Annotated in this window: 24 protein-coding genes; 19 read left to right on the top strand and 5 right to left on the bottom strand. The window is 57.9% G+C overall.

Annotated features, from left to right (window positions below; genetic code table 11):
* Positions 1-31 precede the first annotated feature (31 nt).
* From ACFSAG_RS09315 to ACFSAG_RS09295, 5 genes are all read right to left on the bottom strand, one after another.
* Complete coding sequence (locus ACFSAG_RS09315) at positions 32-463, bottom strand: potassium channel family protein (protein ID WP_374613752.1); 432 nt, start codon at positions 461-463, stop codon at positions 32-34.
* Positions 456-1,856, bottom strand: coding sequence for a TrkH family potassium uptake protein (locus tag ACFSAG_RS09310; protein WP_381513894.1), 1,401 nt, complete (start codon positions 1,854-1,856; stop codon positions 456-458). Before ACFSAG_RS09310 ends, ACFSAG_RS09315 begins: the two co-directional genes overlap by 8 nt.
* Before the next feature lie 54 nt (positions 1,857-1,910).
* Positions 1,911-2,531, bottom strand: a complete 621-nt coding sequence (folE, locus tag ACFSAG_RS09305; protein WP_374613894.1) for a GTP cyclohydrolase I FolE — start codon at positions 2,529-2,531, stop codon at positions 1,911-1,913.
* 108 nt (positions 2,532-2,639) lie between these two features.
* Entirely contained in the window at positions 2,640-3,293 is a 654-nt protein-coding gene (gene fsa / locus ACFSAG_RS09300; RefSeq protein ID WP_374613756.1) for a fructose-6-phosphate aldolase, read from the bottom strand.
* Between the two features lie 93 nt (positions 3,294-3,386).
* Positions 3,387-4,064, bottom strand: a complete 678-nt coding sequence (locus ACFSAG_RS09295; protein ID WP_381513890.1) for a DUF4197 domain-containing protein — start codon at positions 4,062-4,064, stop codon at positions 3,387-3,389.
* Between the two features lie 117 nt (positions 4,065-4,181).
* On the opposite strand from ACFSAG_RS09295, the gene ACFSAG_RS09290 reads away from it, so the two are divergent.
* The 19 genes from ACFSAG_RS09290 to miaB all read left to right on the top strand — a co-directional run bounded on the left by ACFSAG_RS09290 (position 4,182) and on the right by miaB (position 23,951).
* The gene (locus tag ACFSAG_RS09290; RefSeq protein ID WP_381513887.1) at positions 4,182-6,368 is read left to right on the top strand and encodes a primosomal protein N'; all 2,187 of its coding nucleotides are present in this window, start codon (positions 4,182-4,184) and stop codon (positions 6,366-6,368) included.
* Between the two features lie 52 nt (positions 6,369-6,420).
* The gene (locus tag ACFSAG_RS09285) at positions 6,421-8,529 is read left to right on the top strand and encodes a transglycosylase domain-containing protein (RefSeq protein ID WP_381513884.1); all 2,109 of its coding nucleotides are present in this window, start codon (positions 6,421-6,423) and stop codon (positions 8,527-8,529) included.
* A gap of 74 nt (positions 8,530-8,603) precedes the next feature.
* The gene (locus ACFSAG_RS09280) at positions 8,604-10,127 is read left to right on the top strand and encodes a S1C family serine protease (protein ID WP_381513881.1); all 1,524 of its coding nucleotides are present in this window, start codon (positions 8,604-8,606) and stop codon (positions 10,125-10,127) included.
* Between the two features lie 44 nt (positions 10,128-10,171).
* Positions 10,172-11,986, top strand: coding sequence for a cobaltochelatase subunit CobT (cobT, locus tag ACFSAG_RS09275; protein ID WP_381513878.1), 1,815 nt, complete (start codon positions 10,172-10,174; stop codon positions 11,984-11,986).
* A gap of 64 nt (positions 11,987-12,050) precedes the next feature.
* Positions 12,051-12,722 carry a nitroreductase gene (locus ACFSAG_RS09270; protein WP_374613767.1) on the top strand — a complete coding sequence of 224 codons (672 nt, stop codon included), beginning with the start codon at positions 12,051-12,053 and terminating at the stop codon, positions 12,720-12,722.
* A gap of 68 nt (positions 12,723-12,790) precedes the next feature.
* A complete protein-coding gene (gene cysS / locus ACFSAG_RS09265; protein WP_381513875.1) occupies positions 12,791-14,221 on the top strand; it encodes a cysteine--tRNA ligase in 1,431 nt (476 codons plus the stop codon).
* Between the two features lie 36 nt (positions 14,222-14,257).
* Complete coding sequence (locus ACFSAG_RS09260; protein ID WP_381513873.1) at positions 14,258-15,202, top strand: D-2-hydroxyacid dehydrogenase; 945 nt, start codon at positions 14,258-14,260, stop codon at positions 15,200-15,202.
* 88 nt (positions 15,203-15,290) lie between these two features.
* A complete protein-coding gene (locus tag ACFSAG_RS09255) occupies positions 15,291-15,683 on the top strand; it encodes a nuclear transport factor 2 family protein (RefSeq protein WP_381513871.1) in 393 nt (130 codons plus the stop codon).
* A complete protein-coding gene (locus tag ACFSAG_RS09250; protein WP_381513868.1) occupies positions 15,683-16,381 on the top strand; it encodes an HPP family protein in 699 nt (232 codons plus the stop codon). The genes ACFSAG_RS09255 and ACFSAG_RS09250 overlap by 1 nt, the downstream gene beginning before the upstream one ends.
* A gap of 188 nt (positions 16,382-16,569) precedes the next feature.
* Positions 16,570-17,559: a TerC family protein gene (locus tag ACFSAG_RS09245; RefSeq protein WP_374613775.1), complete on the top strand. Its 990-nt coding sequence runs from the start codon at positions 16,570-16,572 to the stop codon at positions 17,557-17,559.
* A 12-nt stretch (positions 17,560-17,571) separates the two neighbouring features.
* Positions 17,572-18,354: a universal stress protein gene (locus ACFSAG_RS09240; protein ID WP_381513865.1), complete on the top strand. Its 783-nt coding sequence runs from the start codon at positions 17,572-17,574 to the stop codon at positions 18,352-18,354.
* Positions 18,355-18,482: 128 nt separating this feature from the next.
* Positions 18,483-19,058 carry a NifU family protein gene (locus ACFSAG_RS09235; RefSeq protein ID WP_381513862.1) on the top strand — a complete coding sequence of 192 codons (576 nt, stop codon included), beginning with the start codon at positions 18,483-18,485 and terminating at the stop codon, positions 19,056-19,058.
* Between the two features lie 22 nt (positions 19,059-19,080).
* Positions 19,081-19,677: a malonic semialdehyde reductase gene (locus tag ACFSAG_RS09230; RefSeq protein WP_381513860.1), complete on the top strand. Its 597-nt coding sequence runs from the start codon at positions 19,081-19,083 to the stop codon at positions 19,675-19,677.
* 18 nt (positions 19,678-19,695) lie between these two features.
* A complete protein-coding gene (gene tsaB, locus ACFSAG_RS09225) occupies positions 19,696-20,313 on the top strand; it encodes a tRNA (adenosine(37)-N6)-threonylcarbamoyltransferase complex dimerization subunit type 1 TsaB (RefSeq protein ID WP_381513857.1) in 618 nt (205 codons plus the stop codon).
* The gene (rimI, locus tag ACFSAG_RS09220) at positions 20,310-20,771 is read left to right on the top strand and encodes a ribosomal protein S18-alanine N-acetyltransferase (RefSeq protein WP_381513853.1); all 462 of its coding nucleotides are present in this window, start codon (positions 20,310-20,312) and stop codon (positions 20,769-20,771) included. The genes tsaB and rimI overlap by 4 nt, the downstream gene beginning before the upstream one ends.
* Before the next feature lie 164 nt (positions 20,772-20,935).
* The gene (locus ACFSAG_RS09215) at positions 20,936-21,340 is read left to right on the top strand and encodes a Ros/MucR family transcriptional regulator (protein WP_374613898.1); all 405 of its coding nucleotides are present in this window, start codon (positions 20,936-20,938) and stop codon (positions 21,338-21,340) included.
* A 90-nt stretch (positions 21,341-21,430) separates the two neighbouring features.
* A complete protein-coding gene (locus tag ACFSAG_RS09210; protein ID WP_298597898.1) occupies positions 21,431-21,853 on the top strand; it encodes a Fur family transcriptional regulator in 423 nt (140 codons plus the stop codon).
* Positions 21,854-21,890: 37 nt separating this feature from the next.
* Entirely contained in the window at positions 21,891-22,625 is a 735-nt protein-coding gene (locus ACFSAG_RS09205) for a lysophospholipid acyltransferase family protein (RefSeq protein WP_381513848.1), read from the top strand.
* A gap of 9 nt (positions 22,626-22,634) precedes the next feature.
* Positions 22,635-23,951 carry a tRNA (N6-isopentenyl adenosine(37)-C2)-methylthiotransferase MiaB gene (gene miaB, locus ACFSAG_RS09200; protein ID WP_381513845.1) on the top strand — a complete coding sequence of 439 codons (1,317 nt, stop codon included), beginning with the start codon at positions 22,635-22,637 and terminating at the stop codon, positions 23,949-23,951.
* The last annotated feature ends 29 nt before the right edge of the window (positions 23,952-23,980 follow it).

Genomic DNA, 23,980 nt, shown 5'->3' with positions numbered 1-23,980 from the left:
GTGCCCGTCAATGCCTCTGGTAAATGTCCGATCACGCTCCGCAAAGCTGTTCCGCCAAAGCATGACCCATATCGGCCTCGGGAAAGACGACTTTGGAAACACCCAACCGCGTCAATATCAATCCATGCTGCCGGGTCGAGGCTTTGGCCCAGATATCCTTTATGCCCAATTCTTGCAGTGCGAGAACCGATAGGACGCTGCCCTCTAGGCTGGCTCCGATAGCAACCACGGCATAGTCCACCTCGTTCACACCAAGGACGCGTAGCGCTTCTGAGTCGGTGGAATCGGCCTGGACCACATGTGGCAGGTCATCTGCCAGTTTTTGGACAATCTCCGCATTCTCATCGATGCCAATCACCTCATGCCCCAGTTCGACAAGGCGCAGCGCAACGGCTTCGCCGAAGCGGCCAAGGCCGATCACTGCGACATTCTTTTTCTCTGCCGACTTTGCGCGCTTAGCCAATGAGGACCTCCTCTTTCGGATAGTGATAATATACAGGCTTGCTGCGCGATGCGAGCGCAGCGAACAAGGTGATTGGCCCGACACGACCTACGAACATCAGGAAAATGATCAGATATTTGCCGGGATCGGTGAATTGGGCTGTGATGCCGGTGGAAAGACCCGTTGTCGAAAAGGCCGAAATCGCCTCAAACATCACGTCGCGCGATGGCAGATGGGGTGATACCGCTACAAGCAGATATCCCAGCCCCATTACCAATATGGCGCCCAAAATGACCACGGATATCGCCCGCCGCTGATTATGCTCGCCAATGCGGCGTCCAAAGGCCTCGACATCGGGTTTGCCGCGTATTTCAGACCAGACGATCAGCAAGACAATCATCGCCGTCCCCACTTTGATGCCGCCCCCGGTGCCCGCACTGCCCCCTCCGATAAACATCAGGAAACTTACGAGCATCAGCGATTGATCGGAAAGCGATGCAGTATCGATTGTGTTGAAGCCGGCGGTTCGCGAGGTCACCGACAGGAAAATTCCGTTCAATACATGGGCGTGCGGCGCCATTGCGCCCATTGTCGCCTCATTATCCCACTCCAGAATGATGAACAATATTGCGCCGCCAATCAGCAAGATTGCGAAACCGAGTACAGTCAGGCGCCCGTGCAGGCTGATCCTGCGCCAGCCGCGTTGTGTCCAAAGATCGCGGAATACCGGATAGCCGATGCTGCCGGCAATGATTGTCGCCATGACCGGAATCAGGAAGAACCAGTCAGCTTGGAAGCGGACAAGATTGTCAGGCCACAATGTCATCCCCGCGTTGTTGAACGAGGCGATAGCCATGAACAGCGCGTGGCGTATCGCCTCCTCCAGCCCATAATCATGGCCTGCCACAAGCCAGAAGAGCAACCACATCGCAAGGATCGCCTCTACCGCTATGGTGAAACCGATGATCAGCCGCAGCAACGGGCGGACGTTACCCGGCGTGATCCCGCTATTCTCGGCGGCTAATCCGCGCCGAATGCCAAAGCCCATCGTTCGGCTAAACAGCGCCACGATCAGAACCGACGCAGACATGATGCCAAGGCCGCCGAGCTGCACGAGAATGAGGATTATCGTTTCGCCATAAGCGGACCAGTGGCTGGCGACATCAAACACCGTCAGCCCGGTAATGCAAAGCGCCGATACGGCAGTGAACCAGGCATCGACGAAGCGCACAGGTTGTCCGCTTTCGGTTGCGCCCGGAAAGCTGAGCGCGGTTGCACCAATCAGGGATACGACAAGGAAAACCAGCGCGACAACTTGCACCGGTCGTGCGAACAGCAGGTTGAGAAGGCGGTCGACGGTGCCGACTGCAAGCCTTTCGACCAGATGTTCGGGATGCAGTTTCCGGTCGCTCAAGACTTTCCCCTTATCCGCAATAGCTTACCGGCTATGTACGTTAAGGGAAAGCCCTCAATAGCCCATCAGGCTCATCACTTCCTTGCGGCTGCGGGTATCGTCGAGGAAACAGCCGAGCAATTTCGACGTCACCATGTTCACGCCATGCACCTTCACCCCACGTCCGGTCATGCAGCCATGCTGCGCCTCGATGACAACCGCAACGCCCTCGGGCTTCAGATTGTCCCAAATGCAATTGGCGACCTCTGCGGTAAGCCGTTCCTGCACCTGCAGGCGGCGGGCAAATCCGTGGAGGACGCGCGCGAGCTTGGAGATGCCGACAACGCGATCGGTGGGCATATAGGCAATCGATGCCTTGCCGATGATCGGCGCCATATGGTGCTCGCAATGCGACTGGAACGGAATGTCCTTAAGCAGCACCAGTTCATGATAGCCGCCCACCTCTTCAAAAGTGCGCGAAAGGTGCAGCGAGGGATCTTCGGCATAGCCGGCGCAATATTCACGCCATGCGCGGCCCACGCGGCGCGGCGTATCGAGCAGGCCTTCGCGGCTCGGGTCGTCACCGGTCCAGCGGATCAGCGTCTTGATCGCGTCGAGCACTTCATCGGGAACGACAACCTTGCCGCTCTCGTCAATCTCGTCTTCATAATGGATGTGCGCGATGGGAAACACCATTTCGGGCTTGTTCATACGATCCTCCTGCCGTTCTATGCCGGCTAATGAAGGTTCAGGTTAAAACCGCCCGCCTTTCCTTTCCATACAGCCAAAGGCCTTTAGGGCATATCACCCGATGGCTTGGCCAGTCTTCGCCCAATCGGCGAGGAATCCTTCGATACCCTTGTCGGTCAGCACATGCTTGAACAGGCCTTTGATTACCGAGGGCGGTGCAGTCATAACATCGGCACCGATTTTTGCAGCTTCGAGCACATGGATACCGTGGCGCACGCTGGCGACCAGGATCTCGGTATCAAAGCCGTAATTGTCGTAGATCAGCCGGATGTCGCTGATCAGTTGCATCCCGTCAAAGCCGTTATCATCATGACGGCCAACGAAAGGCGAGATGAAGGTTGCGCCAGCCTTGGCCGCGAGCAGTGCCTGGTTGGCTGAGAAGCACAAGGTCACATTGACCATCGTGCCATCGCTTGTCAGCGCCTTGCAGGTTTTCAGGCCATCGATGGTCAGGGGCACCTTGATGCAGACATTGTCGGCAATCTTGCGAAGCACTTCGGCCTCTTTCATCATGCCCGCATGGTCGAGCGCCACGACCTCGGCAGATACCGGGCCATCAGTCAGCCCGCAGATTTCCTTGGTGACTTCCATGAAGTCGCGACCGGATTTCATGATCAGCGACGGGTTGGTGGTCACACCATCGAGCAAACCGGTTGCGGCCAGTTCCTTGATGTCATCAATCTCGGCAGTGTCGGCAAAGAATTTCATGGGGCAACAGCTCTTTCATGGAGGTTGGAATCACTCCATCGCCTATAGGCAAAAGCAGCGGCCTTTGGACAGCGATTATTGCCCCGCCCTGCTCTAGCGGAGCAGGCCAAACACCCCGATCAACAATGGATCGTTCGCCTTTTGCGGATTGGTGCGAATTGCTTCCTCTTCAAGGCCTATGGCTGCCCAAATCGCATCATCGGCCTTGCGGGTGATCTCCTGCCCCAACGCGGCCATATCAAAGCCGGTTACCGATTGGACCGCGCGATTGATAACCTGGTCATCAAAGATGCGAAGTCCCTCGGCCACACCCGGCAACATTGCATCGAAAAGTGCGATCCCCATCTTTCCGCGCAGGAACTGCGTCGCCGCGCGCGGGCCGCCGCGTACGATCTGGTCTGCAGCCTCGATGCTCATCATCCGGATCGTGTCCGCCACCAATGGTGCTGCCCGCTCCGCACCCCTTTCCGCCGCCCGGTTCAACTGGCGCTGCAACCGGTCGCGAAAGGTCTGGCTTTGCAGGATGGCGGCCAACAGGGTGCCGCTGCGGCTGCCAAAGCGATCAGGCAAGGCAATGCGCGCGACCGAATGGTCGTAGAAACCGCCGGGTTGCAGTAACAGCGCGAAAGCGTTTTGCGATGCCAGTGTCAAAAGCCTGCGGATTACCTCGGTCAGGCTATAGCGCGGCCCCATCTGGCAACCGGGCAGCGCCAGTGTGATTCCGGCAGCCCCCGCCAACAGCAACTTGCGCCGGTCGAACATCATGGTCATCGCGCATCTCCTATTTTTCTTTTGCTATAACGCCAGAATATCAAAAGAATTCCATCTCTAACATGAACAAGAGGCTGCAGGCGTGACGCAGGCCATATGCCACCCTATATCGACCGCATGAATCGCCCCAAACCCGCTGGCAAACGCGTTCGCGTGATACTGCTTACGCAGGTGATCGGGCCGCTCGACTATCGCCTGCCCGACTGGATGGACGTGCAAGTGGGTTCGGTGGTGGTGGTGCCGCTGGGCCCGCGCAAGATGGTTGGCGTGATTTGGGATGAAGGCGTTTTCGGCGATGAGGTGGTTGAGGAACACCGCCTGCGCAACTTGCTGGAGGTGGTCGATGTGCCGCCAATCAAGACTGGATTGCGTCGGCTGGTCGACTGGGTGGCCGACTATTATCTTTCAAATCATGCCGCGGTGCTGCGTATGGTGCTTTCCTCATCGGCAGCCCTGTCAGCAGGGGGGACGGTAACCGAATATCGGCCATCGGGGGTTGAACCAGCGCGGCTGACTCCGCAACGCGCCGCCGCGCTCGATGCTTTGGTCGATGCGCAAGGGCTGGTGCGTGAACTCGCCGATCAGGCCGGCGTCAGCGAGGCAGTGATCCGTGGCCTTGTAAAAGCCGGCGCGCTTGAGCCGGTGACGGTCAGCATCGATGCACCCTTTGTCGCGCCTGATCCGGATCACGATCATCCAGAATTATCCGACCTTCAGGAAGCCGCCGCTAAGGTGATGCGTGATGCGGTAAAGGCAGCGCAGTTTGAGCCCATTGTGCTTGATGGAGTCACCGGTTCTGGTAAAACCGAAACCTATTTCGAGGCGGTTGCAGAAGCCTTGAAGAATGGAAAGCAAGTCCTTGTCCTGCTTCCAGAAATTGCCCTGACCCAACCCTTTCTGCAACGTTTTGAAGCGCGTTTTGGCGTTGAGCCTGCAACCTGGCATTCGGGCATGAAGCAATCGCAGCGCCGCCGCGTCTGGCGCGGGGTGGCAGAGGGGCGGGTGCAAGTAGTGGCGGGTGCCCGATCGGCGTTGTTCCTTCCCTTCGCCAATCCGGGGCTTATCGTCGTCGATGAAGCGCATGAAATCAGTTTCAAGCAGGAAGATGGCGTTCGCTATCATGCGCGCGACGTTGCGGTGATGCGCGGCAAGTTCGAAGGCTTCCCGGTCGTGTTGGCAAGCGCAACCCCTGCGCTGGAAAGCCGCCACATGGTGTCCATCGGGCGGTACAAGGGCCTTGAAATCCCCTCCCGCTTCGGTGCTGCCAAGATGCCGCGCATCGCAGCGATTGACCTGACGCAGGACCAACCCGAGCGCGGCCACTGGATCGCCCCCACCTTGCTTAAAGCATTGGAGGAGCGACTCGAACGCGGCGAACAGAGTCTCTTGTTCCTCAATCGACGTGGCTATGCGCCGCTCACCTTGTGCCGAAATTGCGGGCACCGGTTCGAATGCCCCAATTGCACCGCCTGGATGGTCGAACACAGGCTGGTCCGCCGCCTCGCCTGCCACCATTGCGGGCATGTGATGCCACCGCCCGATGCCTGCCCCGAATGCAGCGCAGAAGACAGCCTCGTTCCCTGCGGACCCGGCGTTGAGCGCATATGCGACGAGGTCAACCGGCTGCTTCCCGAGGCACGGACGATTGTCGCAACCTCCGATACCTTATGGTCCCCGGAAAAAGCTGCCGAATTTGTCGCGCTAGTCGAGAACAAAGCCGTAGACATCATCATCGGCACGCAATTGGTCACCAAAGGTTATCACTTTCCCGAACTCACGCTGGTTGGCGTCATCGATGCCGACCTCGGCCTTGAAGGCGGCGACCTTCGTGCTGCCGAACGGACATTCCAGCAGATTGCACAAGCGGCGGGCCGCGCCGGACGCGCTGAAAAACCGGGTGAGGTCTTCATTCAGACACGCAATCCTTCGCATCCTGTTATCGCGGCACTTGTCGATGGAGATCGGGACGGATTTTACGACGCGGAGACCGAGCAGCGCCGCCGCGCGGGTGCGCCACCCTTTGGGCGCTTTGCCGCGATCATCATCAGCTCCGAAGATGAACGCGAAGCGATTGAGGCGGCGCGCGCGGTGGGAGGCTCCGCCCCCGAAGTCGAAGGCATGCATGTATATGGCCCCGCCCCTGCCCCGCTCGCCATGCTGCGAGGACGCCACCGGCAGCGGCTGCTGGTCCACGCCCAACGCTCGGTCGAGTTGCAAGACATCATGCGCGCATGGCTGGGAGGCCTCGAATTTCCGCGCGGGGTCAGGATCGGTGTCGATGTTGATCCATACAGCTTCCTGTAATCTGATTTTTGCTCTACCCTTGACCGTCTTATTCCTATAATACAGGGTATCGATGCTTTTCAGGCGACCCAAAACCCCACCCATCTCCGACATCGACAGCAAATTGGCTGCGTTCGACCGCGCCTATGCCGGCATGTTCCCCAACGAACCCAAACCGTGGGAGGAAGCTGCGGCTGCGGCAACGACCGAATCTTCAGGCAAACCATGGCTGATGGGCAAAACGCGCTGGTGGTGGTTCAGCCGTGCCGGTGCGGCCGTGATGTTGCTTTTCATCCTGATTGTTTTCTGGCTGGCGGTAACCGCACCGCTTTCCAAGTCGCTGCAGCCGATCGCACCGCCGCGCATCACCTTGCTGGCATGGGATGGCACGCCGATCGCGCGCAACGGCGCCATCGTCGACAAGCCGGTCGAGGTGAAGAAGCTGCCCCCGCATGTTGTACAAGCATTCCTTTCGATCGAAGACCGGCGTTTCTATTCGCATTGGGGTGTCGACCCGCGCAGCATCGCACGTGCGCTGTGGAGCAACACCTTTGGCAGCGGCATCCAGCAAGGCGGCAGCACGATCACCCAGCAGCTTGCCAAATTCACCTTCCTGACGCCCGAAAAAAGCCTGACACGAAAGGCCCGCGAGGCCCTCATCGCCTTCTGGCTGGAAGCTTGGCTGACCAAGGACGAAATCCTCGAACGCTATCTGTCGAACGCCTATTTCGGCGACAATATCTACGGCCTGCGCGCCGCATCGATGCATTATTTCTATCGCAAACCCGAAAATCTGACGCTGTCGCAAGCCGCGATGCTCGCCGGATTGGTGCAGGCGCCGAACCGGCTTGCCCCCACCCGCAATCCGCAGCGCGCGGCAAAGCGAGCCAAGCTGGTCTTGAATGCGATGGTCGCGACGGGCGCAATAAGCGAAGCGAAGGCCGACGCCACACCCATCGCGAAGATCGATGTGCGCTATAAGGAGACGCTGCCCACCGGCACCTATTTCGCCGATTGGGCAATGCCGCAGGCGCGGCTTGATGCCGAAACCGGCTATTCTGATCAGGTCATCCGCACCACCCTCGATTCCCGCCTGCAGAACATCGCCCGCAAGGTCATCGCGCGCGCACCGCTCGGCAACGCACAGGTGGCGCTGGTCGCCATGCGCCCCAATGGCGAAGTCGTCGCCATGGTTGGTGGCAAAAGCTATAAGGAATCGCCCTTTAACCGTGCCACGCAGGCCAAACGCCAGCCCGGTTCCACGTTCAAGCTGTTCGTTTACACCGCAGCCCTGCGCAGCGGGATGACACCCGACAGCAAGGTCGATGACAGCCCGATTATCGAAGGCGATTACCGCCCGAAAAACTACAGCGACCGTTATCGCGGCGAGATCACCTTGAAACAGGCTTTTGCCCAATCAAGCAATGTCGCCGCAGTTCGCCTCTACAACCAACTTGGATATAGCGCTGTGGCTCGCGCCGCGAAGGATCTGGGTGTGCAGAGCCCGCTGACCCGCGATGCCAGCCTTGCCTTGGGCAGTTCGGGCATGACCTTGCTTGAGCTGACATCAGCTTATGCCGGGGTTGCCGGCAACAAATGGCCCGTCGAACCGCGCGCCTTTGTTGCAGAAGAAGAAGGCTGGTTTGGCTGGCTGCTCTCTGCTCAACGCAGCTTCAGCAATGCCCAGCACAAGGCCCTGCTTGAACTATTGGGTGCCACGGTGAACCAGGGAACCGGGCGCGCGGCGCGGCTATCGATACCTGCATATGGCAAAACCGGAACCAGCCAGGACTATCGCGATGCGCTGTTTGTCGGCTTTGCCGGAGATCTGGTTGTCGGGGTTTGGATCGGCAATGACGACAATACCCCGCTGCGCAACATCACCGGAGGAGGCCTGCCCGCCCGCATATGGCGCGATTTCATGAGCCAGGCGGTGAAGGGCGCTGGACCAAGGCCAAAGCCCAAGCCCGCGAAGGAGCCTGATCCCACCGGACCGATCGAGCCGCTCGACTTGCCGGACATTCCCGAACTGCCCGTGAACATCAACGGGACCGAGGTTCGCGTTGATCCCAACAAGGGGGTGACGGTCAGCGGCCAGATCGAAGGCGTGCCACTCGATGTGACCGTGGGCCGGAACGGTATCGATGTGCGTCCGCGCGAAGAACCGGCAAGGAAGCAATAGGCAATTCGGCACTTAGCATTGAACGAAGGCTCGATTTGTGGTCGATGTGGTCACGGGGCTGAGGAGATTCGCACGTGCGGAAGTTTTTGATCGGCCTTTCTATTCTGGTTTCGGCATTGTTGATGCCGTCACTCGCCCATGCCGATCCCGAAGATATCGCAGCCTCCAGCCGCAGTGTGGTGCGCGTCGTGGTGTTTCCAGCCTCGGGCGGAAACATCCCCATCGGCCACGGCTCTGGAATTGTCGTAACGCCCAATCGCGTACTCACCAACGCCCATGTCGTTTCTGACGAAGAATATGATGGAGCGATCCGCCTTGTCATCGTCCCCTCGGATGGCGGCCAGGCAATTTCGGCGGAGGTGGTCGACCGCTCTCCACGAAACGATCTCGCGCTTGTCGCGTTGAGCGATGGCAACCGCCTGCCTCCGGCAACCTTTTTCAGCGGTCCGGTCGGCGATGGCGCCGATGTGTTCGCCATCGGCTATCCGGGCGGAGTCGATATTGCACAAGGCCTCAACATGGATGATGTGCTCCGTCCGCAAATACCCGTAAAAACGCGAGGCAATATCTCTGCCGGGCGATCGGCCAAGGATTTTGAAACCCTGCTCCACACCGCAGCCATTGGCGGTGGCAATAGCGGCGGACCACTGGTCGATGCATGCGGGCGGGTGCTGGGCGTCAACAGCTTTGGCAGCCTTTCAGATGGCAGCGACGCTGAGTTTTTCTTTGCCATTGCGCAAAGAGAAGCAGCCGCATTCCTGCGCCGCAATAATGTCGCCTTCCGCAGCGTTGATGTGCCCTGCCTGTCGCGCGCCGAAATGACGAGGGCAGAAGCCGAACGCGAAGCGGCGGAACGGGCGCGCATCCAGGAAGAAAACCGCCTCGCTGAATCCGCGCGGAGCAAGAGCTTTGCCGAAGCGCGTCGGCAAGTCGAATATGACATCATCGAAACCCGCGACAATCGGTCGATGTTGACGGTTATTCTGGTCTTCCTTGCCCTGGGTGCTGCCGGCAGCGCATGGCAATTGCTCGAACGCGAACGGCGCGACCATGCAAAGATGGCCGGCGGCGCTGCCGCGGTGATGGTGATTGTAGCGTTGATCGTCTGGTTCACCCGCCCCAGTTTTGCCGAGGTCGATGAACTTACCAAGGCACGCCTGACCGATACCGAGGACCCTGCAGCTCCGGCAGAGGTCGCACAGGAAGGCAAGCTCACTTGCGTCATCGACCGCAGCCGCAGCCGGATCACTGTCTCCGACACCAACGACGTTCCGTTCGAGTGGACAAACAATGGCTGCGTCAATGGCCGCACCCAATATGTCGAAGATGGCAATCGTTGGGTCCGCACTTTCGTGCCGAGCAATGAGGAACAGGTCTCGATTGTCAGCTTCCAGCCGGGCAACAGCACTTATCGCATCGAACGCCACCTGCTTGGTGCCGAAGCGATGAAGCAGGCACGCGATGCGCGTAACCAATATGATGTGAAAAGCTGTTCAGCCGATCCGGCAACGATCGAAAAGGTGCAGGCGATGAACAGCGCGGTCCGCCAGTTGTTGCCGCAGCAACCCAACGAACTGCTGACCTATAACTGCAACTGAAACTTTGCGTCGCTGAATTTTGCCGTTAAGGCCCTGAGTCGAAAATGGCAGACAATTCTCCCCTCGAGCAGTTCAAGCAGGTGCTTACCGGCACGGCGCGTGCGATTGCGCAGGAGCCGGAGATCGAGCTTGCCTTTACTGCGGACGCCCCCACCCAAGCGGGCAAGAATTTCCGCGTACCGATGCCGGGCCGTTCGCTGCCGCCTGAGCAGATTGCCGAAGCGCGGGGTTTCGCAGACAGTTTCGCCCTACGCCTCAAGCATCATGATGCCGCACGCCATGCGGCTTTGCGCCCGCACGAGGCGATGGCAGGCGCTGCATTCGATGCCATAGAGACCGCGCGGATCGAGGCGCTTGGATCGCGGGCGATGGAGGGCGTCAAGGGCAACCTCACCCACTCGCTCGAGATGCGGCTGCGCACCGACCCGATTTCGCGCGCTCAGGCCGCAGAGGAAGTTCCCATCTCGACCGCGCTTGCCTTGATGGTGCGCGAACGGCTGACGGGGCAAGCGGTGCCGGAAGGTGCGGCTCAGGGTGTTGACCTGCTCCGCGACTGGATTGAGGAAAAGGCTGGAAAAGATCTTGATGCTCTCGGCCTCGCGCTCCACGATCAGGCCGCCTTTGCCTCGCTCGCGCAGACGATGCTCGAGCATCTCGATCTTACCGAAGGCGAGATTGAGCCCAATGATGCCGATGAAGGCGGCGATGAATCCGAGCAGGAACAGGAACAAGACGGCGAAAGCGAAGACGAGGGCCGGGGCGAAACCGGACAAGCCGAAGCCCGCGCGCAACCGCAAGAAGGCGAAGGCGAGGAATCCGAGGCCGACTATGACTCGACCGACATGGACGACATGGACGATGCCGACGGCGACATGGGCGAAGACGGCATGCAGCCGGTCAACCCGCAACGCCGCAACTGGGATCACATGCCAGAGAGCGACTATAAGAGCTGGACGACCAAATATGACGAGGTTGTCGGCGCGACTGATCTGGCCGATGAAGATGAACTCAACCGGCTGCGCGCTTATCTCGACCAACAACTGTCAGGGCTGCAAGGTGCGGTAACGCGCCTTGCCAACCGCCTGCAGCGCCGCCTGATGGCGCAGCAGAATCGCAGTTGGGATTTCGACCAGGAAGAGGGGCTGCTCGATGCCGCGCGCCTCGCCCGTATTGTTGTCTCGCCGGGAAGCTCGCTGAGCTACAAGGTCGAGCGCGATATTGAATTCCGCGACACGGTGGTGACGCTCTTGATCGACAATTCGGGCTCGATGCGCGGCCGCCCGATCAGTATCGCCGCAATCAGTGCCGATATCATGGCCCGCACCCTCGAACGCTGCGGGGTGAAGACCGAGATTTTGGGCTTCACCACCCGCGCATGGAAAGGCGGGCAATCGCGTGAAGACTGGCTGGCAGCCGGACGCCCTGCAATGCCTGGCCGCCTCAACGACCTACGCCACATCGTCTACAAAAAGGCCGACGAACCCTGGCGGCACGCCCGCCGCAACCTCGGCCTGATGATGCGCGAAGGATTGCTCAAAGAGAATATCGATGGCGAAGCCCTGCTGTGGGCACACAACCGCCTGATCGCTCGCCCCGAAGACCGCCGCATCCTGATGGTGATCTCCGACGGTGCACCGGTTGATGACTCAACTCTCTCGGTCAACCACGGCGGCTATCTTGAACAGCATCTGCGCCGCGTGATCGAAATGATCGAAAGCCGCAGCCCGGTACAACTCGTCGCCATCGGCATCGGCCATGATGTCACCCGCTATTACCGCCGCGCCGTCACCATCATGGATGCCGAGCAACTAGGCGGAACGATGATCGAGCAATTGGCTGGATTGTTCGACGAGGAATAGGCTTGCAATTCTGCCACGGCATGACATTCATTTAATCAAACGATTAAATCAATGGGAGCCGGATATGAATGTAAGCGAAGCCGTTGCCAGCCGCCGGTCGGTGCGTGAATTTCTGGATAAGCCGGTGGACAAGGCTTTGCTCGAACGCATCCTGCAAAAGGCCCAAAATGCGCCGTCAGGCGGCAATACGCAGCCGTGGAATGCCGTAATGGCGACCGGCGAACCACTCAAGAAATTGCTGGCAGCGGTCGCTGAAGTCGTTCCCCAGGGCCCTGCCGCTCATAAACCCGAATATAACATCTATCCTCCCGAACTCGATGGCCGGTACAAGGACAGCCGCTTTGGCGTGGGCGAAGCGATGTATGCCGCACTCGACATTCCCCGCGACAACAAGATGGCGCGGCTGATGTGGTTCGCGCGCAATTTCCGAGCCTTTGATGCACCCATCCTGATGCTGGTCCACACCCCGCGTTATATGGGCCCGCCGCAATGGTCGGATATCGGCATGTGGCTGCAGACCGTAATGTTGCTGCTGCGCGAAGAAGGGCTTGATAGCTGCGCGCAAGAGGCGTGGGCGATCTACACCCCGCAAATCCGGCAATGCTTCCCGATCCCCGATGACCATATCTTCTTTTGCGGAATGGCGATTGGGTATCGAGATCCCGATGCGCCAGTAAACAACTTCCCCGTTCCGAGGGCACCATTGGAGGAAGCAATCAGCTGGGAGGGTTTTTAAGCCCCCCGGCTGTGCTTGGCAGACGAGTCACTTGACCTTGCATCGGGCGTAAGCCATCGGCTTTTGCCATGTCCGACCTGAAGCTCTTCAACAGCCTGACCCGCCAACTGGAAACTTTCCAGCCCGTCCACCCCGGCGAGGCGCGCGTCTATAGCTGTGGTCCCACGGTCTATAATTACCCGCATATCGGCAATATGCGCGCCTATGTCTTCGCGGACACTTTGGGTCGCGTGCTGAGCTACAAGGGTTACAAACTAACCCACATCATCAACATCACCGATGTCGGGCATCTTACCGACGATGCCGATGCGGGTGAGGATAAGATGGAAAAGATGGCCGCCGAAAAGGCGCAGTCCATCTGGGATATCGCGCGACACTATACCGAAGCCTATTGGGCCGATGTGAAGGCGCTGAACATCCGGCAGCCGGCCAAATGGTCGATTGCCACAGACTATGTGCCGCAGATGATCGAATTCGCCAAAAGCATTGCGGACAAGCATTGCTATGAACTCGATAGCGGGCTGTATTTCGACACCTCGACTGTATCCAATTACGGCGCGCTCGCACGTGCGCAGACCGACGAAGGCGAAGGCCGGATCGAAGCGGTAGAGGGCAAGCGCCACGCGGCGGACTTTGCCATCTGGCGCAAAACACCGCCGGATGAAAACCGCCAGATGGAATGGGATAGCCCATGGGGCCGCGGCGCGCCCGGCTGGCACCTTGAATGCTCGGTGATGTCGGGCGACCTCCTCGGCTTTCCCTTCGATATCCACACCGGCGGCATCGACCATCGCGAAATCCACCATCCAAACGAGATCGCGCAGAACCAGGCGCACACTTGTTCCGACCATTCGGGCGCACGTATCTGGATGCATAACAATTTCCTGATCGAACGCAGCGGCAAAATGAGCAAGAGCGCGGGCGAATTCCTGCGCGTACAATTGCTAATCGATAAGGGCTTCCACCCTCTCGCCTATCGCCTGATGTGCCTGCAGGCGCATTATCGCAGCGAACTGGAATTTAGCTGGGATGGGCTGGTTGCGGCATTCACGCGGTTGAAGCGGATGGTGATGGCGGTTTCGCCATTAAAGGGAACCGAAACCGCCAGCGAAGTAACCGACAAACGGTTGATCGACCTGTTTGCAAAGTTCGACGCGGCGGTTTCGGATGACCTGAACACCGCCATTGCCTTGACGGCATTGGAAGAGACGCTGTCACTCAAAAAGATAGACCAAGGCCAAAAGCTGCTTGCCATCGCGCAGATGGATGCGGTGCTGGGCCTTGAGCTTTTGCATATCGAACGAGCTGATCTGCGCGTTCGTCCCAAGAATGCAGTTGTCACGGAGCCGGAAATCGAAGCCATCCTTGCCGAGCGCAGGGAAGCCCGTGCGAACAAGGATTTCGCGGCCTCAGACCGCATCCGCGATGCCCTTACCGCCAAAGGTGTAGACGTGATGGATGGTGATCCGCTGGGGTGGGACTGGAAGCTGGAAATCTAGTTCCAACTACCGCAAGTCATTGGGGAGGAAAGATTAGTGACCAAAACCAAGTTCGTAGCATCCAGCCTGATCCGTTCGATGATGGAACCGCGCTTGCCCGACTGGATCGAGCCGCATTGGTATGTGACCAAGGAAGAGGCGCTCGAACTTGCGCCACTGGCCGAAATCGGCTGGTTCGACATGTATGACAAGAAAGACATGGCGGCGATCATCACCGCCGCGACCAACCTCAAATGGCTCAACAGCATCTATGCAGGTGTTGACGGCATGCCGCTTGCTGAACTCAAAAAGCGCGGCACCAAGGTCACCAATGGCGCAGGTATCAATGCGATCACCATCGCCGAATATGTCGTCATGAGCATGCTCAACATGGCCAAAGGATATCGGGAGGTGGTGCGCGCGCAGGAACGGCATGAATGGCTGATGGATTCGCCGGGCAAGGTCGAACTCTACGGATCGAAAGCCCTGCTGCTTGGCTATGGTGCCATTGGAAAGCTGATCGAAGAACGGTTGAAGCCCTTCAATGTCGACGTCACGGTAGTGCGCCGCACACCGGGGCCATTCAGCCTTGCGCCCGATGCTTGGCAGGCGCGGTTGGGCGAGTTTGACTGGGTCATACTTGCCGTTCCCGCGACTCCGGAGACGGAGGAGATGATCGGCGCAGACGAACTTGCAGAGATGAAGCAGAGTGCGGTGCTGGTGAATATCGCCCGTGGATCAGTGGTCGACCAGGATGCATTGGTGCAGGCACTGCGCGACAAGCAGATTGGCGGCGCCTTCCTCGATGTCACCACACCCGAGCCGCTGCCCGCTGATCATCCGTTATGGGACCTCGACAATTGCCAGATCAGCATGCACCTGTCTGGCCGCGCGCAGGACAAGATGTTCGTTCGATCCGCCGAGCGCTTCCTCGAAAACCTCAAACGCTATCATAAAGGCGAAAAGCTTGAGCCATTGGTGAATTTGGACTTGGGTTATTAATTACCGCAGTGCTGAGCCTGTCGAAGCACGTTTTACGGACAAGCGCCCTTCGACAGGCTCAGGGCTACGGTTTGGGAGGATAGAAAACATGCCGCACAACCCCGCAGAAATATGGCACCGCGTCGCGCTATCCAAGGATGTCGGTGAGATCGAAAAAGTCCTGCACGACGATTGCGTTTTCGAAAGCCCTGTCGTGCACACCCCGCAGCGCGGCAAGGCGATCACATCCCAATATCTGGCCGCTGCAGGCCATACGCTGGGAAACGATGCCTTCCGTTATGTCGGTGAATGGCATCGCGAAAACAGCACGATCCTTGAATTCACGGCAGAGATTGACGGTATCAAGATCAACGGCATCGATATGATTTCGTGCGATGACGACGGCCTGATTACCCATTTCAAGGTGATGGTGCGCCCGTTGAAGGCCGTGAACATGCTGCACCAGAAAATGGGCGAGATGCTCGAAAAAATGAAAGGCTGATGCAGCGCCTGCGGATTTTTGTGCCTCTGCTTGCCGGGGCCAACTTGCGCGACCGGAGCGGCGCAGCCTTTGGCGCGGCTTTGGGCGTGCTGGTTGCAGGGCTGGTCGGATTGCTCGTTGCGCGTGCGTTGCCGGATTTTCCCTTCCTTATCGCGCCCATCGGGGCATCGGCGGTGCTCGTCTTTGCCGTTCCCGCCAGCCCGCTCGCCCAGCCTTGGCCGGTATTTGGCGGAAATATCGTTTCGGGTTTGGTGGCAGTGGCGATCGTGCATGCCGTCAGCAACCCCATATTGGCGGTTGGCCTGGCGGTCGGGCTCGCCATCATGGCGATGTCGCTCTTGCGCTGCCTGCATCCGCCCGGCGGGGCAGTCGCAATAACTGCGATCATGGGCGGCAAGGCAATCGTGGCTGCAGGCGTCCTTTATCCGATTACCTTGGTAGCCGCCAATTCTGCCGCGTTGTTGTGCATTGGATGGCTGTTCCACCGCTTTTCAGGCCACAGCTATCCTCATCAGCCCGTTCCCCTCGCCGCAGCCCCTGCCCCAACCGGCCTGCTGCGCGAAGATATCGACCAGGCAGTTGAGGAAATCGGCGAAACCTTTGATATCGACCTCAAGGACCTCGAAAACCTGTTGCTTCGTGCCGAAACGATCGCGGCGCAAAGGCGGGATGGGACCGGCGCAGAATATTCGATTTGAGCGGCTTCGCTTCGATACAGTTAAATTCCCAGTTGAAATTTACTGCATAATCCCTAAATGCACCCTCGATCCGGGCCCCTCTGGCGCATGCGGCGGCATGCGTGATGTCGGATTAATCATCCGAAAGCGCGACACGCGGCGCAACCTCCACCTCTAGGGGTGGATTGGACACATTAGGGGCCCTTTTGATGGATTTCCTGTTCGATATGTTTTTGGGCACGCCGGTCTGGTTCTGGCTCGCCTTCCTAGGCATTGTCGTCGTCCTGACGGCGTTTGACCTTGGCTTCCTGCACAAGGAAGACAAGGAAATGGGGATTTCCGAATCCCTCAAACTTTCAGCCTTTTACATCAGCATCGCATTACTGTTCGGCCTTTGGGTCTGGTATGCGAAGGGTGCTGACCTGGGGATGAAATATTATACCGGCTTCTTCATCGAAAAGGCGCTATCGATCGACAATGTCTTCGTGATCAGCCTGATTTTCACCTATTTCGCTATTCCGGCAAAATATCAGTACCGCGCGCTCCTGTGGGGTATCATCGCGGTGATCGTGCTGCGCGGCATCATGATCGCGCTGGGCGCTGCGTTGGTTGAGCAATTCTACTGGACGCTGTATCTTTTCGCCGTCTTCCTTGTCGGCACCGGCGTTAAAATGCTTTTCACCGGCGACCAGGAAATGGACGTTTCCAAGAACCCGGTCGTGAAGTTCATGAACAAGCATTTCCGGGTGACCAAGGAACTGCATGGGCAGAAGTTCATCGTAAAGGTGCAGGACGAAAAGACCGGCAAGATGGTGCGCGCGATGACGCCGCTTTTGCTGGCGCTGATCGTCATCAACCTTGCAGACCTTGTATTCGCGGTGGATTCGGTTCCGGCGATCTTTGCGATCACCACCGACACCTTCATCGTCTACACCTCTAACATTATGGCGATCCTTGGCCTGCGCGCACTTTACTTCGCGTTGGCAGCGATGGTGCACCGCTTCCATTACCTGAAGTTCGCGCTGGCTCTTGTGCTGATATTCATCGGATCGAAGATTTTCATCTCCGACTTCCTGATGGGTGGTGCCAAATTCCCGCCCGTGCTTAGCCTTGCCGTCACCTTTGGCCTGATCCTCGGTGGCATCCTGTATTCGCTTTGGAAAACCAAAAGCGAAGAAGCTTCGGCGTCAGCGCATTAAGGGAGAACTCAAATGGCTTTACATTCAATTTTCCTCTTTGCGCCTGCCGAAACCGCAATAGCTTCCAAGGGGCCTGCAGCATTCGCGATAGCTCTTGCAAAAGCGCATGGTGCCAATTTGACGATCTTCTCCGTGGCGACTGACGTTACAACGCCCGAAAAAAATGTGGATGCAGGTGCGATAGCAGCTTCGCTGAAATCGGCGGCAGATGCATCAGGTGTTCGTTGCACATTGGTGACCGAACATTCACATGCAATTGGTGTTCATGAGGCTGTCGCCGAACATGCTCGTCTCCATGACCTGAGCATTACAGGGTGCAACAGCGCAGGTCTGCTGAGTGAAAAAATCATCGCTGAATATCTGATGTTCGAAAGCGGACGTCCTGTAATAGTGGTGCCGGCAAACTATGAAGCCCCTTATCAAAAGGGCCCGCTCGCAATAGCTTGGGACAATAGCTCTGCAGCGGCACGTGCACTTGGCGATGCCATAGCGTTATTCGCGCCTGATCAGGTGCAACTGCTATCGATCGAAGGCGAAAAGCCATTGCCGACCGATTTGGATACCGCGCAACTTGTGGAAGTGATTGGCCGTCGATCGACCAATGCAAGCCATCGTTTTGCGCCTCTGTCCGCTCGTAGCATTGCTGCAGCGTTGCAGGAGGAAGCGAAAGCGAATGGGTGCGGCCTGCTCGTCATGGGTGCATTCGGTCATACACGGCTGAGACGCTTTGTTCTGGGCAGTGCGACCTCCGATATTCTCAAGAACAACCAGATGCCGACTCTCCTCTCCCATTAACCGGTCGGCATAAGAACATAACGAAACGCGAGAACTTGGCCCCGCTCCATCATTGGAGCGGGGTTTTTCTTTCTTCCCAAACAGGAAAAGGGGTTGCCCTGCGCCGATGGCCTCCCCAAATGGCAAGCATGATCATCGAGACCGAACTGACGCCCAATCCGGCGACCATCAAATTCCTTCCGGGATGCACCGTGATGGACGCAGGGACCCGCGATTTTGCCGACCCGGAAGAGGCGGAAGCCTCGCCCCTTGCCGAAGCCCTGTTTGGCCTTGGCGATGTTAGCGGCGTCTTCTTCGGTCGCGATTTCATTTCGGTCACCGCTGCCCCCGGCGCTAGCTGGGCCGATTTGAAACCTGATGTGCTTTCGATCCTGCTCGATCATTTTTCGGCAGACATGCCGCTTTTCCACGCGCCAAAGGCAGGTTTCAGCGTGCCCGCACCCGACGCCGAATATCCACTCGATGATCCTGCCGATGCGGAAATTGTCGATCAGATCAAGGAACTGATCGAAACCCGCGTTCGCCCAGCGGTTGCCAATGATGGTGGCGACATCATCTATCGCGGTTTCCAGCGCGGCGTCGTTTACCTGCAGATGCAGGGTGCCTGTTCCGGCTGCCCGTCTTCGACGGCAACGCTCAAAAACGGCATCGAACAGCTTTTAAAACATTATGTGCCCGAAGTGACCGAAGTCCGCGCGGCCTGAAAACGAACCTGGGGGAATTTCCATGCCTGTAAACCAGCCGCTGAACGATGCTGCACTTGACCAGCTGTTCCGTACCGCGCGCACCTATAATGGTTATCTCGACACGCCAGTATCCAACGAACAGTTGGAAGCGGTCTGGGAATTGATGAAATTTGGCCCGACTTCCGCCAACTGCCTGCCCGCCCGCATCATCTGGTGCGTGAGCGAAGAGTCGAAGCAAAAACTCGCCGCATTGGCTATGCCCGCCAATGGGGAGAAGATTCTCAGCGCACCGGCCACTGCCATCATCGGCATGGATATGGAATTTTACGAAAACCTGCCCGAGCTGTTCCCGCATACCGATGCACGCAGCTGGTTCGTCGGCAATGATGCACTGATCGAGAAGACAGCGTTCCGCAACAGCAGCCTGCAGGGCGGCTATTTCATCCTTGCTGCGCGTGCACTCGGGCTTGATACCGGGCCGATGTCGGGTTTCAACAATGACGCGGTCGATGCGGAATTTTTTGCAGGAACGAAGGTCAAATCGAATTTCATCTCGACAATTGGCTATGGCGACCCGGCAACTATTTTCGACCGCAGCCCGCGCCCTGAATTTGCCCGCTTTAACAAGATCGTCTGATCGTCTACGCGGCGTCGCGTGAGACGGCTGGTTATCGATACCGCTTCGCGCGCCTGCTCGGTTGCGCTGTTCGAAGGCTTGGAATGCGTCGCTGCTTTTCATGAAGTGATCGGCCGTGGGCATGCTGAACGACTGGTGCCGATGATTGCCCAACTGCCAGACCGCGGGCTGTCAGATTGTATTTCGGTGAATGTCGGACCGGGAAGTTTTACCGGAATCCGGGTTGGCATATCCGCTGCCAAGGCGCTGGCCCTTGCATGGAATGTGCCTTGCGAAGGCTATAGCAGCCTTGCCCTTTTGGCTGCGTTCGCTCGTGACAAAGTGGGTGCTGACAATCCAGTCGATGTCGCAATCGAGGGTGGGCATGGCGAATATTACTTCCAGCCTTTCGATGCACACGGCAATGCGTTGCAATCGGCGCAATCGCTGGAGCCTGAAGCGGCTGTGCAAATATCTAAAGCAGACATAGTGGTTGGTGATGCGGCTGACGCGCTGGCGGACATGAAGAGGCATGGCACCGCCATCGACGCCCTACCCGATGCAAGACGCTGGCCGCTTATAGCGGGCGTCGCCCCATTAGCAGCGACAGCCGCCTATGTGCGTCCACCCGATGCCAAATTGCCGGGAGGCAGATGACCGGCCTGCAGATCATGGAAGGCGATGCTCGCGACGTTGCGGCCATCATGCCGGTGATGGATGCCGCCTTTGACCCTGCATTCGGCGAGGCCTGGACTGCCGGGCAGTGCCTATCGCTATTGACGGTTCCCGGATCGACTTTGGTGCTGGCGGAAGTCGGGCCCAAAGTAGTCGGCTTTGCCTTGACGCGCTGGATACTTGACGAGGAAGAACTTCTGATGATCGGCGTCCATCCAGAACATCAAAGACAGCGCATAGCACATAATTTGCTATCCTTTATTTTGCGCCGAGCCCGCGAGCATAATCGTACCCGGATCTTCCTAGAAGTAAGATCAAACAATCCTGCGTCTTTATTCTACAAAAGTTTCGGATTTGAATATTCTGGTACACGTAAAGGCTATTATCGCGGTGATAATGGCGTGCGCTATGATGCGACAACTATGACATTGAACCTTTGACATAGTTCCATTCTGGTTTAATCATCTACCCAAGCAGAGAATATTTACTAAGATTTGATATTGAATCTTATGTTGTAAAATGCTCTACTACCCTTGCTGTCATAAAACAAAACAACGGGTATGGGAGAATAGTTGTGTCCGAAGATACGAACGATTCAAATGAAATGTTGATTACGCTGACTGCAGACATTGTTGCTGCGCATGTCAGCAACAATAGCGTCGCGGTCTCTGACTTGCCGTCGCTGATTTCCAACGTGCACGGTGCGCTTGCAGGCTTGTCCTCGGGCGGATCCGCGCCTGAGGTGGCACTGGAACCTGCAGTTCCGGTCCGCTCGTCGGTGAAGCGGGACTATATCGTCTGCCTTGAAGACGGTAAGAAACTGAAGATGCTCAAGCGCCACTTGATGACGCATTATGGCATGACCCCCGACGACTATCGCGCAAAATGGGGCCTTGCTGCCGACTATCCGATGGTCGCGCCAGCTTATGCCGAACAGCGCCGCGATCTTGCAAAAGCGATCGGCCTTGGCCGCGCTCCGGGATCGGGCCGGAAGAAAAAGGTGAAATAATCGCAATCCTGATGTGATTTTTAAGGGGCCGGCAGGGTGTAGCCGGCCCTTTTCATTGACGAATCCCGGCACGAGACTAAATATCGTTCCATGGAAACCAGGATTGACCTTGAAGCGCTTTGCGCTGAACGCGGCCTCAGGATTACCGATCAGCGTCGCGTTATTGCGCGCGTGATTTCTGACGCTGACGATCATCCTGATGTGGAAGAATTATATCGCCGCGCGTCGGCGATCGATCCCAAGATTTCGATCGCAACCGTGTACCGCACAGTGCGCCTGTTCGAAGAAGCAGGCATTTTGGATCGTCACGACTTCGGTGACGGACGTGCGCGCTATGAAGCCTCTCCCGAGGCGCATCACGACCATCTGATTGATGTCGAAACCGGTAAGGTCATCGAATTTGTCGATCCCGAACTCGAAGCTTTGCAAAAGGTGATTGCCGAGAAACTGGGCTATCGCCTCGTCGACCATCGCATGGAGCTTTACGGCGTTGCTATCAGCCGCGACGATTAAGCAACGCAACCCGATTGCCCTGCTGTTGGGGCAATTGATGTTCGCAGCCCGCCTGCTGCTGATGGTGGCGTCGCTTTTGGTCGGGTTGCTCCTTCACAATATCTGGCGCTTGTTCCGCCTGCCCTCCCCTTGGCCACGGCTTTTCCTGCTGTCGATCAGTTGGACCGCGGGGATTGCAACCGCAACGCGTGGTGAGCGTATCCGTAAAAATGTATTCTACGCGGCCAACCATCATAGCTGGATCGACATCCCGGTAATGTCGGGTGTCACGGGCTGCACCTTTGTCGCCAATGATGGCATCGAAAAATGGCCGTTGATCGGCTGGCTGTGCACGATCAACAACACCATCTTCGTCAGTCGGGAGAATAGACTGAGTGTTGGCGACCAAGTTGACGATCTGCGCGAAGCGATGAGCGGCGATCAGCCGGTCACGATTTTCCCCGAGGGCACCACGCATGACGGCTCAGGCCTGCTGCCGTTCAAGCCCTCCTTGTTTGCAGCGCTCGTTCCGCCGCCCAAAGGTATGCTCGTCCAGCCGGTGTTCCTGTCTTATGGGGAGCATACGCGCCGCCTGTCATGGGTGGGCGAAGAGGGGATTGTCGAAAATTTCTGGCGGATCATGACCTATGTTATGCCGGTAACGGCTACGCTGCACTTCCTCGAACCCTTTGATCCTTCGCATTATCCCGATCGCAAGGCGATTTCCGCCGAAGTTCGGCACCGGATTGCAGAGGCAATGCAGGCTGGCGACCGCTATGGCCGCGATGTATAGCGCCGCGCCATGAGCAACGAGTCGCCCAAGACCTTTCACGTTAAAAATTACGGCTGCCAGATGAACGTCTATGATGGCGAACGCATGGCAGAGATGTTTGCCGCGCGCGGCATGGAGGCATCGGACAAGGAGGATGCCGACCTTGTCATCCTCAACACCTGCCATATTCGCGAAAAGGCGGCCGAAAAGGTCTATTCGGAAATCGGTCGTCTGCGCCGCGATGACGGCAGCAGCCCGATGATCGCAGTCGCTGGCTGCGTCGCACAAGCCGAAGGCGGAGAGATCAGCCGGCGCGCACGCGAAGTCGATATCGTCGTCGGCCCACAGGCCTATCACAAGCTGCCCGAAATGGTCGATGCAGTCGCAAAGGGCGAAAGCAGCGTAGACCTCGACCTTCCCGGTCTCGATAAATTCGCCGTACTGCCCAAGCGCCGCAAGACCGGCCCGACCGCATTCCTGACGGTACAGGAAGGCTGCGACAAATTCTGCACCTATTGCGTGGTGCCCTATACGCGCGGCGCGGAAATCAGCCGCCCCTTCGCCGAGCTGGTTGATGAGGCCAAGGCGCTGGTCGATGCAGGCGCAAAGGAAATCACGTTGCTCGGCCAGAATGTGAATGCCTGGGGTGATGGCGATCAGGATCTGGGCACGTTGATCCGCGCGCTCGACAAGATCGACGGCCTGCACCGCATCCGCTACACCACCAGCCACCCCAACGACATGACCGACGGGCTGATCGCCGCGCATGCCGAGGTCGAAAAACTGATGCCTTACCTTCACCTTCCCGTGCAGGCTGGCAATGACCGCATCCTGAAAGCCATGAACCGCAGCCACTCGCGCGACAGCTATTTGCGGATCATCGAGAAAGTCCGTGCTGCGCGACCCGATATTGCGCTTTCTGGCGACTTCATTGTCGGTTTCCCCGGCGAAACAGATGCCGAGTTCGAAGACACGCTGAGCATTGTGCGGGAAACGGTCTATAGCTACGCCTATTCGTTCAAATACAGCCCGCGCCCCGGCACCCCTGCAGCGACGATGGATGGTCAGGTTGCCCCGGAAGTCGCCGATGAGCGGTTGCAACGGCTTCAGGCGTTGATTTCCGAGCAGCAGGCAGCCTTCAACCAAGGCACATTGGGTAAAAGAACCTCGGTTCTGCTCGAAAAGCCGGGCAGACTGGAAGGCCAGTTGATCGGCAAATCGCCTTGGCTACAATCTGTGCATATCTTGGCACCGGGGCTTTCCATCGGCGATATAGTCGAGGTAGACATTGTCGAAGCAGGACCACTGAGTCTCAAAGGAGAAATGCTGATGAAGGTCGCAGCTTGAATGGCCAAAAGGGCGCAAGCGCAAGCCGG

The organism is Sphingorhabdus buctiana (assembly GCF_042680825.1).
GTDB classification, from domain to species: Bacteria; Pseudomonadota; Alphaproteobacteria; order Sphingomonadales; family Sphingomonadaceae; genus Sphingorhabdus_B; species Sphingorhabdus_B buctiana.
This window is presented reverse-complemented; position numbering and strand designations above follow the sequence as displayed.

Coding starts and splice junctions, on each gene's coding strand:
- folE (WP_374613894.1), bottom strand. CDS start 2,531: ATGGTGTTTCCCATCGCGCACATCCATTATGAAGACGAGATTGACGAG.
- fsa (WP_374613756.1), bottom strand. CDS start 3,293: ATGAAATTCTTTGCCGACACTGCCGAGATTGATGACATCAAGGAACTG.
- ACFSAG_RS09295 (WP_381513890.1), bottom strand. CDS start 4,064: ATGACCATGATGTTCGACCGGCGCAAGTTGCTGTTGGCGGGGGCTGCC.
- ACFSAG_RS09290 (WP_381513887.1), top strand. CDS start 4,182: ATGAATCGCCCCAAACCCGCTGGCAAACGCGTTCGCGTGATACTGCTT.
- ACFSAG_RS09285 (WP_381513884.1), top strand. CDS start 6,421: ATGCTTTTCAGGCGACCCAAAACCCCACCCATCTCCGACATCGACAGC.
- cobT (WP_381513878.1), top strand. CDS start 10,172: ATGGCAGACAATTCTCCCCTCGAGCAGTTCAAGCAGGTGCTTACCGGC.
- ACFSAG_RS09270 (WP_374613767.1), top strand. CDS start 12,051: ATGAATGTAAGCGAAGCCGTTGCCAGCCGCCGGTCGGTGCGTGAATTT.
- cysS (WP_381513875.1), top strand. CDS start 12,791: ATGTCCGACCTGAAGCTCTTCAACAGCCTGACCCGCCAACTGGAAACT.
- ACFSAG_RS09255 (WP_381513871.1), top strand. CDS start 15,291: ATGCCGCACAACCCCGCAGAAATATGGCACCGCGTCGCGCTATCCAAG.
- ACFSAG_RS09250 (WP_381513868.1), top strand. CDS start 15,683: ATGCAGCGCCTGCGGATTTTTGTGCCTCTGCTTGCCGGGGCCAACTTG.
- ACFSAG_RS09245 (WP_374613775.1), top strand. CDS start 16,570: ATGGATTTCCTGTTCGATATGTTTTTGGGCACGCCGGTCTGGTTCTGG.
- ACFSAG_RS09240 (WP_381513865.1), top strand. CDS start 17,572: ATGGCTTTACATTCAATTTTCCTCTTTGCGCCTGCCGAAACCGCAATA.
- ACFSAG_RS09235 (WP_381513862.1), top strand. CDS start 18,483: ATGATCATCGAGACCGAACTGACGCCCAATCCGGCGACCATCAAATTC.
- ACFSAG_RS09230 (WP_381513860.1), top strand. CDS start 19,081: ATGCCTGTAAACCAGCCGCTGAACGATGCTGCACTTGACCAGCTGTTC.
- rimI (WP_381513853.1), top strand. CDS start 20,310: ATGACCGGCCTGCAGATCATGGAAGGCGATGCTCGCGACGTTGCGGCC.
- ACFSAG_RS09215 (WP_374613898.1), top strand. CDS start 20,936: ATGTTGATTACGCTGACTGCAGACATTGTTGCTGCGCATGTCAGCAAC.
- ACFSAG_RS09210 (WP_298597898.1), top strand. CDS start 21,431: ATGGAAACCAGGATTGACCTTGAAGCGCTTTGCGCTGAACGCGGCCTC.
- ACFSAG_RS09205 (WP_381513848.1), top strand. CDS start 21,891: ATGTTCGCAGCCCGCCTGCTGCTGATGGTGGCGTCGCTTTTGGTCGGG.
- miaB (WP_381513845.1), top strand. CDS start 22,635: ATGAGCAACGAGTCGCCCAAGACCTTTCACGTTAAAAATTACGGCTGC.